Origin of the sequence: Streptomyces sp. NPDC021225, assembly GCF_044332865.1 — a bacterium.
Taxonomy (GTDB): domain Bacteria; phylum Actinomycetota; class Actinomycetes; order Streptomycetales; family Streptomycetaceae; genus Streptomyces.
The window spans coordinates 78,145-93,073 of sequence record NZ_JBIRPV010000017.1; the positions used below are offsets into that span (position 1 = coordinate 78,145).

The 14,929-nt window shown below is 72.2% G+C and carries 8 protein-coding genes; 2 read left to right on the top strand and 6 right to left on the bottom strand.

Annotated features, from left to right (window positions below; all coding sequences use genetic code 11):
- Positions 1 to 34 precede the first annotated feature (34 nt).
- From ACH4S9_RS42405 to ACH4S9_RS42415, 3 genes are read right to left on the bottom strand one after another with little or no spacing between them, the layout of a single operon-like run.
- Complete coding sequence (locus ACH4S9_RS42405) at positions 35 to 982, bottom strand: carbohydrate ABC transporter permease (RefSeq protein WP_398377005.1); 948 nt, start codon at positions 980 to 982, stop codon at positions 35 to 37.
- Entirely contained in the window at positions 979 to 2,013 is a 1,035-nt protein-coding gene (locus tag ACH4S9_RS42410; protein WP_398377006.1) for an ABC transporter permease, read from the bottom strand. The genes ACH4S9_RS42405 and ACH4S9_RS42410 overlap by 4 nt, the downstream gene beginning before the upstream one ends.
- The gene (locus ACH4S9_RS42415) at positions 2,013 to 3,695 is read right to left on the bottom strand and encodes an extracellular solute-binding protein (RefSeq protein ID WP_398377007.1); all 1,683 of its coding nucleotides are present in this window, start codon (positions 3,693 to 3,695) and stop codon (positions 2,013 to 2,015) included. The genes ACH4S9_RS42410 and ACH4S9_RS42415 overlap by 1 nt, the downstream gene beginning before the upstream one ends.
- 291 nt (positions 3,696 to 3,986) lie before the next feature.
- Between ACH4S9_RS42415 and ACH4S9_RS42420 the strand changes: the two genes are divergently transcribed.
- A complete protein-coding gene (locus ACH4S9_RS42420) occupies positions 3,987 to 6,914 on the top strand; it encodes a glycoside hydrolase family 3 C-terminal domain-containing protein (protein WP_398377008.1) in 2,928 nt (975 codons plus the stop codon).
- A gap of 191 nt (positions 6,915 to 7,105) precedes the next feature.
- Here the strand turns inward: ACH4S9_RS42420 and ACH4S9_RS42425 are convergent, their stop codons facing one another.
- From ACH4S9_RS42425 to ACH4S9_RS42435, 3 genes are all read right to left on the bottom strand, one after another.
- A complete protein-coding gene (locus ACH4S9_RS42425; RefSeq protein WP_358847638.1) occupies positions 7,106 to 8,566 on the bottom strand; it encodes an aldehyde dehydrogenase family protein in 1,461 nt (486 codons plus the stop codon).
- 173 nt (positions 8,567 to 8,739) lie between these two features.
- Positions 8,740 to 10,656 (bottom strand): PucR family transcriptional regulator, encoded by a 1,917-nt coding sequence (locus ACH4S9_RS42430; RefSeq protein ID WP_398377010.1) that lies wholly within the window; start codon positions 10,654 to 10,656, stop codon positions 8,740 to 8,742.
- 203 nt (positions 10,657 to 10,859) lie between these two features.
- Entirely contained in the window at positions 10,860 to 13,115 is a 2,256-nt protein-coding gene (locus tag ACH4S9_RS42435) for an ATP-binding protein (RefSeq protein ID WP_398377011.1), read from the bottom strand.
- Positions 13,116 to 13,415: 300 nt separating this feature from the next.
- On the opposite strand from ACH4S9_RS42435, the gene gabT reads away from it, so the two are divergent.
- Positions 13,416 to 14,765 carry a 4-aminobutyrate--2-oxoglutarate transaminase gene (gene gabT, locus ACH4S9_RS42440; protein WP_398377012.1) on the top strand — a complete coding sequence of 450 codons (1,350 nt, stop codon included), beginning with the start codon at positions 13,416 to 13,418 and terminating at the stop codon, positions 14,763 to 14,765.
- Positions 14,766 to 14,929 lie beyond the last annotated feature (164 nt).

The window sequence follows — 14,929 nt, forward strand, 5'->3', positions numbered from 1 at the left end:
CTCGCTCTCGCTCTCGCCTCTGGTCGGCTGCGGGCTAGCCCTTGACGGCGCCGGTGAGCATGCCCTTGGTGAAGTGCTTCTGGACGAACGGGTAGAGGACCACGACGGGGATCAGGGCGAGGACCATGACGGCCATCTGCACCGCCAGGCCCGGGATCTGGCTGCTGGAGATCATCTGGGACATGCCCTGGGGCGCCTGCTGCTTGATGACGAGCTGGCGCAGGATCATCTGGAGCGGCCACATGTTCTGGTCGTTGAGGTAGAGCATCGCGTTGAACCACTGGCTCCAGTAGCCGACCGCGTAGAAGAGGGAGACGACCGCGATGACCGCCTTGGAGAGCGGCATCACGATCTGGAGCAGGATCCGCCACTCCCCCGCGCCGTCGATCCGGGCGCTGTCGATCAGCTCGGGCGCGGTGGTCTGGAAGAAGGAGCGCAGCACCAGGATGTTGAAGACCGAGATGGCGCTGGGCAGGATCATCGACCAGTAGCTGCCCTCCAGGCCGACCCCGGTGACCAGCAGATAGGTCGGGATCAGACCGGCGTTGAAGAACATGGTGACCAGCAGCACCATCAGGATCGGCCGGTGGAGGAAGGACCCGCGGCGCGACAGGCCGTACGCGCACAGGATCGAGACCACCGTACTGATCACCGTGCCCACGGCCGTCAGGGCGAGGCTGACGATCGCCGCGCGGGTGACCGTGCCGCCGCCGAGCAGCTCGGAGTAGGCGCGGAAGGTGATCGTCTTGGGCACGATGACCAGCCCGCCGGCCTCGGTGATGGCCTTCTGGTCGGAGAGGCTGGTGACGACGACCACCCACAGCGGCCCGAGGATCGCCAGGCACACCGCGACCAGGGTGGCGCCCTTGAGCCCCTGGCCGGCCTTGCCCGGCTCCTCCTCCCACACCGGGCGTCTGCTGTCGCGGCGCTGCCGCACGGCCGCAGCGGGCGGCGCGGGCGCGTTCTGCGCGATCACCGTCATTTCTGGTAAACCCCCTGCTCGCCGAGCATATGGGCGATCTTGTTGGCGATCAGGACGAGCACCAGGCTGAAGACGCCCTTGATCAGGCCGCCCGCGGCGGCGATCCCGTAGTCGGTGTTGGCGATACCGACCCACCACACATAGGTGTCGAACACCTCGGAGGCGCCCGGCCCCACCGCGTCGCGCTGGAGCAGGATCTGCTCGAAGCCCACGGTGAGCGAGTCACCGACGCGCAGCACCAGCAGCAGGGCGATCACCGGGCGCAGCGCGGGCAGCGTCACATGCCACATCCGCCGCCAGCGGTTGGCCCCGTCCACGGCCGCGGCCTCGTACAGGTCCTGGCTGACGGCGGAGAGAGCGGCGAGGAAGACGATGACGCCCCAGCCGCCGTCCTTCCACACCAGCTGCGCGGTGACCAGGAACTTGAAGACCCCGGGGTCGGTCATCAGGTCGAAGCCCTCGTAGCCGTGGTGGCGCAGCTGCTGGGCGAGCAGCCCGGCCCCGCCGAGCATCTGCTGGAAGACCGTGATGACCAGCACCCAGGAGAAGAAGTGCGGCAGGTAGAGGATCGACTGCACCAGCCCGCGGATCCGGGTGCTGAGCACGCTGTTCACCAGCAGCGCGAGCCCGATGGTGACCGGGAAGAAGAGCACCAGCTGGATGAAGGTGATGCCGAGGGTGTTGGCGAAGGCGTCCCAGAAGCGGTTGTCCTCGAAGAGGAGGGTGAAGTTGTCGAGGCCGACCCAGGGGCTGGTCCACAGGCCCTGGGTGAACGGGTCGTAGTCCTTGAAGGCGACCGTGGTCCAGATCAGCGGGACGTAGTTGAACAGCGCGAGCAGGCCGACGGCGGGCGCCACCATCAGCAGCAGGGTGCGGTCCCGGCGCAGCCGCTGCCACCACCGGATGCCGCCGTCCGGCACGGCGGGCGGCGGGGCGGACGCGACGGAGTCGTCGGGGCCGCCGGAGCCGCCGCGCCGCGCGGATCTCGCGCGGCGCGGTTCACCGGCCCGGCTTCCGGTGTCCAGTGCCATCAGGCGCCGCTGCCGTTCTTGTCGAGGATCTCGGCGTACCAGTCGCGGAGCTTGTCGCCGCCACCGCTGCGCCAGTCGCTGATGGCGCTCTGCGCGTCGCGGATGGACTTGCGGCCGCGTACGACGTCCTTGGCCAGGTCCTCGAAGGGGGTGTAGAGGGAGGCGTAGCGGTTGGGCTCCTGGATCTGCATGCCGTAGAAGAGGGGCTTCTTGGCGAACTTGCCCATGCGCTGCATCCAGCCGCAGTAGTCCTTCACCATCTGCGGGAAGTCCGGGTACGCGACGGTGGCCTCGGGCGAGACGATGAAGCGGTAGGTGTCCTGGACCTCGGTGACGCCCTTGGAGTTCTTGACCGGGGCGCCGTGCTTCATGGTGTGGTGCACGCCCTCGACGCCGTAGTCGATCAGGCGCTGCTCCTTGGTGCCGTAGGGCGCGGCGATGTAGTTGGCGACGGCCAGGATCTCCTCGATCTGTTCCTTGGAGAGCTTCTTGTTGAGGAAGGACCAGATCGCGGCAGGCGGGCCCAGGTAGAGGGTGGGGTCGCCGCCGTCGGCGCCGAAGTAGTCCATCCCCTGGATCTTGAAGCCGGGGTTGGGCTCGGCCTGTTCGAAGGTGGCGCCGTACCACTTGGCGTCGCCGTCGTTCATGATGAGCGACTGGCCGGAGGTGAAGCGGGTGAGCGAGTCGTTGGCCTTGCCCGCGACCGCGTCGGGGTGGACATAGCCGCTCTTGAAGAGCTTGCGGCACCACTCCAGGGCCTCGAGATAGTTGTCCAGCTCGACCTTGTGGACGAGCTTGCCGTCCTTCTCCACCCAGTAGAACGGCTTCTCCCCGGGGCAGCCGAAGATGATCTGCGCCGACCACCACATGTCCTCGCACGCCCACACCTTGCTCTTGGGCCGGGTGATCTCCTTGGCGAGGGCGAGGAATTCATCGGCGCTCTTGGGGACCTCGTAGCCCTCCTTCTTGAAGATGTCCTCCCGGTAGAAGGGGATCACACCGCTGAGCGGGCGGGCGGGCATGGGCAGACCGCGGAGCTTGCCGCCGAAGACCGACATCTGCCAGGCGGCGGTGGGGATGGCGGCGAGGTTGGGGTACTTCTTGACCTTGTCGCCGGACAGATACGGGCCCAGGTCGGCGAACTTGGCGCTGATCGCGCCCATCAGCTTTCCGCCCATCTCCCACTGCGGGATCATCACGATGTCCGCGATGTCCCCGGAGGCCAGGACGGCGCTGAGCTTCTCTCCGTAGGTGTTGCCGTCCTGCGGCTGGAAGGTGATCTTCGCGCCGAGGGCCTCGTTGACGGCCTTGTAGTAGGCGCTGTCCTTGGACGGCGGGGTGCCCCACAGCGGTTCGAAGACGGTGTAGCTGCCGCCGTGGCCCGGCTTGCCCTTGACGGAGGCGACCAGCTCGGCGGCGGGCTTGGCCTGGGTGAATCCGGGGCTCGAGCCGTTCACGCCGGGGATGTCCGGCTTCGCCACCCGGGAGGCCGCATAGGTCGGCAGCAGCTTCTTCAGATCCTTGCCGGATGTCGTGCCGCCCTTGCCGGTGCTCTCCTCGGTGGAGCACGCGGACAGCAGCGGGACCCCTCCCGCGACGGCCACCGCGGCGACGGCCGCGGAAGACAGGACGGTTCTCCGGCTCGGAGTGGAAGTGGAGGCCGAAGCCTGGGAGTTCGGCATTGCGTCAACCCTTCGTGGCGTACCCGCCGTGCGACCGATGGTCGAAGCGCTTCGATATTGCGCTGAGGTTAAGTCGGGGGGTGGGGTGGCGCAAGAGTGGCACCCAAAAGATTCCTCGGAGGTCCCCTGAGGTCCAACGCGGCTGCGGGTGCACCCACTTCATCGTGACATTCCCGTAACATCGCGATGCCATGGGGTTGTTGCCACTTCGAGCCTTGACATCCGGGTGACTCGGCACCAGCATCGAAGCGCTTCGAATGACACCTCCGACCTCCGTGAGGGGATCCGCGCGTGAGCGGCTGCCAGGCCAGCGATGTGACGACACCCCCCTTTCCGGCCTTCCGTGATCCGCGGCTGCCGATCGGCAAGCGGGTGGCGGACCTGCTGACGCGGCTCACCCTCGACGAGCGGATCGCGATGCTGCACCAGTTCGCGCCGGCGGTGGAGCGGCTGGGCCTGGCGCCCTTCCGTACGGGGCAGGAAGCGCTGCACGGGGTGGCCTGGATGGGGCCCGCGACGGTCTTCCCGCAGGCGGTCGGGCTGGGCGCGACCTGGCATCCGGGGCTGCTGCGGCGGATCGGCGAGGCGGTGGCCGACGAGGTACGGGCCATGCACGCCCACGACGAACGGATCGGGCTCAATGTGTGGGCGCCGGTGGTGAATCTGCTGCGCGACCCGCGCTGGGGCCGCAACGAGGAGGGCTACGCCGAGGACCCGTATCTCACCTCGGCGCTGGCCACCGCGTACACCCGCGGGCTGCGCGGCGACGACCCGGACCGCTGGCGCACCGCGCCCGTCCTCAAGCACTGGCTGGCGCACAACAACGAGACCCGCCGGGACACCACGTCCTCCTCGGTGCGGCCTCGCGTGCTGCACGAGTACGACCTGGCGGCGTTCCGCGGCGCCGTGCGGGCGGGCGCGGTGGCGGGCGTGATGCCCGCCTACAACCTGGTCAACGGGCGGCCCAACCACGTCTCCCCGTATCTGCGGGAGCAGCTGCGCACCTGGACCGAGCAGGAGCTGGTGGTGTGCTCCGACGCGGGCGCGCCCTCCAACCTGGTGGACTCCGAGCACTACTTCGACACCCATGAGGAGGCGGTGGCCGCGGCCCTGCTGGCCGGGGTGGACAGCTTCACCGACCACGACCAGGACGCGTCGAAGACCGTCGAGCGGGTGCGGGGCGCGCTGCGGCGCGGGCTGATCGACGCGTCGGTCGTCGACGCCGCGGTGCGGCGGCTGCTGACCATGCGCTTCGCGCTGGGGGAGTTCGACCCGCCCGCCGAACCGGCGGAGGCGGCCGGCTTCGACACCCCGACCCACCGGGCGCTCGCGCTGGAGGCCGCCGAGCAGGCGGTCGTCCTGCTCAAGAACGACGGGCTGCTGCCGCTGTCCGACGCCACGGCGGGCACCGTCGCGGTGGTCGGCCCGCTCGCGGACGCGTGCCGGCTCGACTGGTACAGCGGCAGTCTGATCCGCCGCAGCACACCGCGCGAGGCGCTGGTGGAACGGCTCGGCGCGGAGCGCGTGGTGTTCGTGGAGGGGACGGACACCGTGCGGCTGCGCACCGCGGCGGGGTGGGTGCGGGTCCCCGACACGGCGGTCGAGGAGCGGGCTCAGGAGGGCTCGTTCAACCCGGCGCACACGGCCGGGCGCACCGATCTGCCGCCGGTGACCCTCGGCCCCGCGCCCACCGACCTGGCCCTGGCCGACTGGGGCGGCGGCGTGCTGACGCTCTGCGCGCCGTCGGGGCGCTATCTGACCGTGGCCGAGGACGGGTTCGTACGGGCCGCGGCCGAGCAGCCCGAGGGCTGGGTGGTCCAGGAGACGTTCACGCTGGAGCGGCACGGCGAGGGACATCTCCTCCGGCACAGGGGAACGGGCGGGTACGTCTGTGTCGCCGCCGAGGGCCTGAAGGTTGCCGCGCCGGGCGGGTCGGACGGGGCGCCGGAGGTGGCTGAGACGGCCGGGCCGGCGGTCTTCACGCTGGAGGTCGTCGAGCGCGGCGAGGACGCGGTCGCGCGGGCCGCGGCGGGCGCCACGACCGTGCTGGTCCTGGCGGGCAACGACCCGCACATCAACGGGCGCGAGACCGAGGACCGCACCACCCTCGCGCTGCCCGCCCAGCAGGAGCGGCTGTGGCGCGCCGCCCACGCCGCCAATCCGCGCACCGCGCTCGTGCTGGTCTCCAGCTATCCGTACGCGGTGGGCGAGGCGGCCGACGCGCTGCCCGCGCTGCTGTGGACGGCACACGGCGGGCAGGCGGCGGGGACCGGGCTCGCGCGGGTGCTGTTCGGCGATGTCTCACCGGCCGGGCGGCTGCCGCAGACCTGGTACGCCGCCGAGGAGGAGCTGCCCGACCTGCTCGACTACGACATCATCGCGTCCCGCGCCACCTATCTGTACTTCGACGGCGCCCCGCTGTTCCCGTTCGGGCACGGCCTGTCGTACACCCGCTTCGACTACGGGGACCTGTCGGTACAGCGGATCGAGAGTGAGGGCGGGGCCGACGCGCTCACCGTCGAGTGCGAGATCACCAACGTCGGCCCGTGCGACGGCGACGAGGTGGTGCAGATCTACCTCGGCGCCCCGGGGGCGCGCGTTCCGCGCCCGCACCGCCGGCTCATCGCCCACCGCCGGGTCCATCTGCGCCAGGGCGAGACGGCGCGGCTGTTCTTCACCGTCCCGGCCGAGGAGGCCCTGGGCTTCTGGGACGTGGCGCACGGCCGCTGGGCCGTCGATCCGGGCACGTACGAGATCCATGCCGGCGCGTCCAGCGCGGACATCAGGCGCACCGCCACCATCACCGTCGACGGCCCGCCGCCCGCCCCGCGCCCGGTGCTGGAGCGGGGCCTGACAGCCGCGGACTTCGACTCGGCGGACGGGATCACGCTGGTGGATCTGACCAAGGTGCGCGGCGACGCGGTGGCCTGTGGGGACGACACGGTCGGCCGGCTGCTCTTCCGCGGCTGCGACTTCGGGGCGGGCGCGCGGACCGTCACCGTCGAGGCGGCGCACGCGGAGACCACGGGGGCGGCGGCGGTCGAGCTGCACCTGTCCGACGACACCACGCTCGCCACGGTCGCCATCCCGCCGACCGGCGGCCCGTACCGCTACACCACCGTGGGCGCCGCCCTGCCCACTCCCCCGTCCGGCGTGCACGATCTGCACATCACGCTGCGCGGGGCCCTGAGACTGGCCCGTCTCGGCTTCTCCGGTTGAGGGTCCGGAGCCGCCACAGGACGGGCCCGGCCCGACACCACGGGCCCGGCCCGACACCACGGGCCCGGCCCGGTATGACGGGCCACGCGCCCACGCGGAGGACCTACGTCACCCTCCGCGTGGGCGCTCGTCATGAGGTCGGGCGCGCCTCATCAGGCGCGCCTCGTCAGGCGCCTCTCATCAGGCGCGGCTCACAGGTCGAGGCCGGTGAGCACGAGGACCCGCTCGTACGTGTAGTCCTCCATCGCGTAGCGCACGCCCTCACGGCCCTCGCCGGACTTCTTGGTGCCGCCGTAGGGCATCTGGTCGGCGCGGTACGACGGGACGTCGCCCACGATCACACCGCCGACCTCCAGCGCGCGGTGGGCGCGGAAGGCGGTCTGCAGATCGTGGGTGAAGACGCCCGCCTGAAGCCCGTACTTGGAGTCGTTGACCACGGCGAAGGCCTCCTCCTCGCCCGCCACCTTGCGGACGATGAGCACCGGGCCGAAGACCTCCTCGCAGGAGACCTGGGCGTCGGCGGGCACATCGGCGAGGACCGTCGGGGCATAGGCCGCGCCCTCGCGCTTGCCGCCCGTCAGCACCTTCGCACCGCCCTGGACCGCCTCCTCCACCCAGGCCTCGACGCGCTTGGCGGCGTCCTCGCTGACCAGCGGGCCGACGTCGGTCGCCTCGTCGGAGGGGTCGCCGGTGACCTGGGCCTCGACGGCCTCGACGATCTTCGGTACGAGCCGCTCGTAGACGGACGCGTCCGCGATCACCCGCTGCACGGAGATGCAGGACTGCCCGGCCTGGTAGTTGGAGAAGGTCCCGATGCGGCCCGCCGCCCACTGCAGGCCGACCTCGGAGGTGTAGTCGCCCAGCACGACCGCGGCGCCGTTGCCGCCGAGCTCCAGCGTGCAGTGCTTGAGCGGCACGGACTCCTTGATGGCGTAGCCGACCTTGTCGGAGCCGGTGAAGGAGATCACCGGCAGCCGCTCGTCCTGGACGAGCGCGGGCATCCGGTCGTTGGGCACCGGCAGCACGCTCCAGGAACCCGCGGGCAGGTCGGTCTCGGCCAGCAGCTCGCCGAGGAGCAGCGCGGACAGCGGCGTGGCCGGGGCCGGCTTGAGGATGATCGGCGCGCCGACGGCGAGCGCCGGGGCGACCTTGTGGGCGCACAGGTTCAGCGGGAAGTTGAACGGCGCGATGCCCAGCACGGCCCCGCGCGGGAAGCGGCGGGTCAGCGCCAGCCGACCGGTGCCGCCCGGGTCGGTGTCCAGCCGCTGCGCGTCTCCGCCGTTGAACCGGCGGGCCTCCTCGGCGGCGAACCGGAACACGGACACGGCCCGGCCGACCTCACCGCGCGCCCACTTCAGGGGCTTGCCGTTCTCGGCGGAGATGAGCCCCGCGATCTCCTCGGCGCGCTCGGCGAGCCGCCGTGAGACATGGTCGAGGGCGGCGGCCCTCACGTACGCGGGGGTGGCGGCGAAGTCGTCCTGGACGGCCGCGGCGGCCGCGACGGCCTCCTCGACCTGGGCCTCGGTGGGAACACTCACCGTGCCGACGAGACGGCCGTCCCAGGGGGACCTGACCTCGAAGGTGCTCTCGCCCGTGGCCTCGCGGCCGGCGAGCCAGAACGAGTGAGTGACGGCTTCGTTTGTGTCTGGCACGGCGGATCCCGACCTTCCGGAAGTGGTGGGGTGATGGTGCGGAGGTGTCTCCACCTCCACCGTAGGCGCGGCCGGGCGGAAAGCGGTTTGTCCGGCGCGTAGCAGTCGGCCCCCGCCGCGCTCCGCATTGGTGGGGTGGGTGCGGGCTGGGGACGGGGTTGGGGTGGGTGGGCTCAGCTGTGCGGGGCTCCTGGCGCGGTGGCCTTGAGGGCCAGCCACAACTCCATGCGCACATCGGGGTCGTCCAGCGAGCGGCCGAGGATCTCCTCGACGCGGCGCATCCGGTAGCGGAGGGTGTGCCGGTGGACACCGAGGTCGGCCGCCGCCGCGTCCCACTGGCCGTGCCGGGACAGCCAGGCGCGCAGCGAGGCCACCAGGTCGCCGCGGCCCGTCGCGTCGTGGTCCCGCAGCGCCCGCAGCATGCCGTCGGCGAAGGCCCGTACGGCGTCGTCGGCCAGCAGCGGCAGTACCGAGCCCGCGGCGACCTCCTCGTGCTCGACCAGCACCCGGCCGCGTCGCCGGGCCACCGAGAGCGCCTGCTCCGCCTGGCGGTAGGCGGCCGCGGCGGCCGTCGGGCCCGCCGGGGCGGACAACCCGATCACGAGGTCGCCGAGGTCGTCGCCCGGGGGCGCGGCGCTGCGGTCGCGCGGGCGGGCCGCGGTGCCGCGGCGGCTCTCGACCGCCTCGGCGTGCTCGCCGCAGGCGGAGACCGCGGCGCCACCGTCGGGGGCCAGCACGATGAGGCGCTCGCCGTCGGGCACCACCAGCACGGCCTCGCCGCCGCGGGCGGCGGCCGCCTCCATCGCGTCGGCGAGCGCGCTGAGCGGGTCGTCCGCCGGGGCCGCCTCGGCCTGTGCCGCGCCGGTGCCTTTGGCTGTCCCGGTTCCCTTACGGGCCGCTGCCGAGCCGCCCGCGCCCGTACCGCCGGGGGCCGCGTCGGCCTGACCCGTGCCGGCCTGCCCCGTGCCGACCTGGCCCTCCGCCGCCGGCTCGTCCGCCACGGCCGCCGCGCCCGGCTGCTGGGACCCGCCGCCCGGCGCGGCCTCGGCGACGAGCATCCGGAAGGGCGCGTCCAGCAGTCCGCCGTACAGCTGCCCGGCGACCGCCCGGGCATGGTCGGGCTCGCCCGCGAGCAGCATCCGCAGCACGGCGGCGCCGAGCCGCTGCTCGGCCTCCTGGAGGGCGCGGGAACGCTCGGTCGTCAGGGTCAGCAGCGCCACCGCCGAGTGCACGGCATAGCGCTCGGCGGTGCCCAGGGGCGCGCCCGTGCCGACCGCGAGCACGCCGCGGGTCCGGCGGCCGGTGCCCAGCGACTGGAGCTCCACCCGGTCCGCCACCGCCTCATCGGCCGAATCCGCACCCTCGGCAGCACCGCTTGCCCCGCCGTCGCCGCCGTCGTCCTCGTCCCCGGCCCCGGCGCCGCCTCCGCCTCCGCCTCCGCCTCCGCCTCCGCCTCCGACGACGGCGCTCGCGGGGGCGGGGCGGCTGCGCAGCCGCTCCACGTCGGCGGTGAGCCGGGCGGCGCGCCGGGCCGCCCAGTCGGGGGCGGCCGCGACCACCGCGCCGGACGCGTCGTACAGCGCCGCCCAGCCGTCGAGGTGCGCGGCCAGCCGCGCGAGCAGCGCGGCGGGCCCCTCGGCGCCGATCGCGGCCCGGGTCAGCTCGCGCTGCGCCTCGAACCCGGCCGTCACCGCGCGGTACTGCTCGGCGGCGATGGCCGCGGACACGGCCTTGCTGATGGCGATGAAGGGGGTGCGACGCGGCACTTCCAGCAGCGGCAGGCCCTCCTCCTTCGCCGCGGTCACGAGCGCGGCGGGCACCTCGTCATGGTTGACCCCGACCGCGAACCCGAGCCCCACGACCCCGGCTCCGACCAGCCGCCGCACATAGCGGCCCATCGCCTCCGGATCCTCGGCGTCGAGCTTCATCGCGGTGGTCAGCAGCAGCTCGCCGCCCTCCATATAGGGCACGGGGTCGGCGAGCTCGCTGACGTGTGCCCAGCGCACGGGCGTCTCCAGCCGGTCCTCCCCCGCGAGCACGGACAGCTTCAGCGCGGTGTGGTGGACCAGTGAGGCGAGGGTGGGAGGCATGGCACCTTCGGTGGGCTTCGATGCGGTTTCCGTGCGACTTCGGCACGAAGACTTTGCCGTCCCGTATGAACGGCCGCAACCGATTCTGCCTCAATGGACGAATTCAGGAAATCGAGGAACATCGAATTTCGGCTGTGCGCGGGAGCGGACGGGGCGCCAGGGCTGCCGGGGGCGGGGTGCCCGCACCCCCGCACGTATGGAAGTCAGGCGCGCAGATCCACCAGCACCGGCGGGCCGCTCTCGCCCCGGACGGAGGTCACCGACAGCACGGCGTGCCCCGCGGGCACCGCGTGCGCGAGCTCCGAGGCCGACCAGCGCTCGCGCTCGACCTTCCGGACGGTCACCGACTGGGTCGTCACGGCCTTGCCGGTGACCACCTTCCGGATGAAGTGCAACACCTTGGTGAAGGGCTCCTCCGCGATGATCTGGCGGTCGGTGACGTCCCGCGCCTCGACCCACTCCGTACCCCACACCTCGGCGAACCGCGCCCCGTCCCAGGTGGTCACCCCGGCGTAGGCCATCCGGCAGCCGACCGCGCCGAGCAGCGCGCTGCGCAGCATTTCGGGCACATCGTCCAGGGTGCGCAGGGTCAGGACGACGCCCGCGTTGGCGGAGCGCAGTCGCTGGATGCCGCGCAGCGCCTCGGGGGTGACGGTGTGCGAGGCGTCGTCGAGGACCAGGCAGGCGAAGAGCGACCGGTCGGCGCGGCCCACGGCGCACTCGGTGAACTGCGCCAGGACCAGGCGGGCCAGCATCCGGGACGCCTCGACATGGCCGCGCTCGGGCAGATCGATCCGCACCCGCAGCGGGTGCTCGAGGGCGCGCAGCGAGAAGGGACGGCGGTCGCCGCGCGTGTCGAAGAAGTCGGCGAACACCGGCCGGTCGAGCAGCGCGATCCGGTCGGCGAGCAGCGCCCCCACATCACCGGGGCTACCGGCCTGCCGCACCCGCGCATCCAGCTCACGCGCCTGCGCCGACTGCCCGGCCGCGTCCAGCGCCTCGCGGAGCGCGCTCACCGCAACCTTCGAGCCGTCCAGCAGCTCGCGCAGCTCGGGCACGGACGGGAAACGGCCGTGGGCGGCGCGATACGGGCCGAGCAGCTGGGCGAGCGCCGTGGCCGCCCGGCGGCTGTCCCCGCCCGGCAACGAGGCCGTCATATCACCGATCAGGGCCTCGGCGAGGACGCCCGCGGCCTCGTCGGGGTCGCTGGTGCCGCCGTACAGGTCGAGGTCGTACACGGAGTCGGGGCGCCCGACCTTCACCACGACGTCGAACGCCTCGTCGCCGCCGAGCCCCGACCCCGCCGCCCCCACGACCACCACGGCCACCTGCCCCGCGAGCGCCTGGAGGCACAGCGCCTCCACCACGGGCCGCACCAGCCGCCCGGTCTTCCCCGTCCCGGCCGGCCCGACGGCCAGCAGGGAGGTGCCGAGCACATCGGGGTCGAGGGCGAGGCCGACACCGCGGTGCTGGTAGGGGTTGCGGAGGTCGTCGACGGCGGTGCCGATGCGGACCTGGCGGGCGACCAGGTCGTGCTCGGCCGTACGGGCGGGCAGGTCGCGCGCGCCCGAAGGGTGCGTATGCGCGGCGGCGCCTTGGCGCAGCACGGTGTCGGTGAAGGCGGCGAGCGAGCCCCGTCCGGCTCGCACGGTCTGCCAGGCCCGCTGGATCCGGGCGTGATCCACATCGTTCATCCGCCCGGCCCGCGCCTCCTCCGCCAGCCGATCAGCCGCACTGTGCGCCCCGGAGGCGCGCAGCTCCGGCCACTGGGCGGGGTCGGCCTGGGGGTCGGTGGGGACGGGGGAGGAGCCGGGGTCGTCCCATGCGCGGCGGAAGAGGGGGGCCACGTATCGGCGCCAGACTTCGGCCCAGTGGCCGACGCGACCGAAGATCACGATGATGGCGAAGGCGAAGATCGCGTAATAGGCGTACGTCGCGACGACATACGCCATCTCCCCGTTCTCGGCCCAGGAGTCGGGGGTCAGCAAATCGAGTGGCCACAACCAGTAGCCGCCAAAATAGTTGTTCCAGAGCATCGCCCCCACCAGCCAGCCGCAGAGCGCCGCGATGAGCGCCCCGGCAACCAGCCGACGGTCAGGAATCCGCTCCGGATCCTCCGGCGCCTTGGGCCTGTACCCGTAAGTCCACACCCCCGGCGCGGCCTCAGGCCGGGACGTACGCAGCCAGGCGATCAGGGATGGCCTGTCCCCCGACGGAGCCCCAGCCGGGCCCGGCGGCATCGGCGGCGGGCCCGCCGGACGGCTTGCGGGCGGCGGGACCAACGGCTGAGGCGGGGTCGGGGGCGTCTGGTGGGGATGCGCAGGCAGCCCCGCGGCGGGCGGCGGCCCGGCGGGTGGAGCAGGGAAAGGCGGAGGGGTGGAGAACGGGGGTGGGGCGGCCGGGTGTGGGGGTGCGTTGCGGTGGGTGCCGCGTGAGTCGAACGTGCCGTCGGTGTCCATCTGCTGCCCCTTGACCCCTGACCTGCTGTGCTTTTGCCTCGTGTCACCGCGCTGACGCGCACTGACGCGCCGGCGTCCAATCTAGTGTTCCCGGCCGGGGAGTTCAGCGACCCCGGCGGTACCCGCGTCCCGCGGGCCGCGACCGAGCGGCAGTGACGGAGCTCCGCGCTATGTCCGCCGAGGACAACGCAACACGCCCACTGCTCCCGAACGGAACATGCCGCACCCGCCCCACCCCGCCTAGCCTGCGAGTAATACCGCTGATACCGCCGTTCTTCCCCTGGACCACCTGGAGCACCCATGACCGAATTGTCCGGAGGCCCGTCCCTCCCGCAGGAGCGCCGCGTCGTCACCGCGATTCCCGGCCCGAAGTCCCAGGAGCTGCTCGCGCGCAAGACCGCGGCGGTGGCGAACGGGGTCGGGACCGTTCTGCCGGTGTTCGCCGTGCGGGCGGGCGGCGGGGTGATCGAGGACGTGGACGGCAACTCCCTCATCGACTTCGGCTCCGGCATCGCCGTGACCTCCGTCGGCTCCAGCGCCGAAGCCGTGGTCCGCCGCGCCACCGCCCAGCTCGCCGACTTCACCCACACCTGCTTCATGGTCACGCCCTACGAGAGCTACGTAGAGGTCTGCGAGGAACTCGCCGCCCTCACCCCCGGCGACCACCCCAAAAAGTCCGCCCTCTTCAACTCCGGCGCCGAAGCCGTCGAGAATGCCGTCAAGATCGCCCGCGCCTACACCAAGCGCCAGGCCGTCGTCGTCTTCGACCACGGCTACCACGGCCGCACCAACCTCACCATGGCGCTGACCTCGAAGAACATGCCGTACAAGCACGGCTTCGGACCGTTCGCGCCCGAGGTCTACCGGGTCCCGGTCGCCTATCCCTACCGCTGGCCCACCGGCCCCGACAACTGCGCCGACGAAGCCGCCGCCCAGGCCATCGACATGATCACCAAGCAGGTCGGCCCCGACAACGTCGCCGCCATCATCATCGAACCCGTCCTCGGCGAGGGCGGCTTCATCGAGCCCGCCCCGGGCTTCCTCCCCAAGATCGCCGACTTCGCCCGCGCCAACGGCATCGTCTTCGTCGCCGACGAGATCCAGTCCGGCTTCTGCCGCACCGGACAGTGGTTCGCCAGCGAACACGAAAACCTCGTCCCCGACCTCATCACCACCGCCAAGGGCATCGCCGGCGGCCTCCCCCTCGCCGCCGTCACCGGCCGCGCCGACATCATGGACGCCGCCCACACCGGCGGCCTCGGCGGCACCTACGGCGGCAACCCCGTCGCCTGCGCCGCCGCTCTCGGCTCCATCCAGACCATGCGCGACCTCGACCTCAACAGCAAAGCCCAGCGCATCGAACACATCATGAAAACCCGCCTGGCCGCCCTCCAGGAGAAGCACGACATCATCGGCGACCTCCGCGGCCGCGGCGCCATGATCGCCATCGAGCTGGTGAAGTCCGGCACCAAGGACCCGAACCCGGAGGCGACGGCGGCGGTGGCCAAGGCCTGTCACGCCGCGGGCCTGCTGGTGCTGACCTGCGGCACCTACGGGAATGTGCTGCGCTTCCTGCCGCCGCTGGTCATCGGCGAGGAGCTGCTGAACGAGGGGCTGGACATCCTCGAAGAGGCGTTCGGGCTGCTGTGACTGTGAGTGATCGATGGGCGGCGTGAAGAAGATGTGCGAGGGCGATGACAGCTGGGTGATCGGCCTGTCGGGCGCGCCTTCGCTGCCGTACGGTCATGGCAGATGAGAGAAACACCCCGCTCGCAGGGGACTGCGAGCGACGCCGAGCCGGTGCTTCCCCAGCC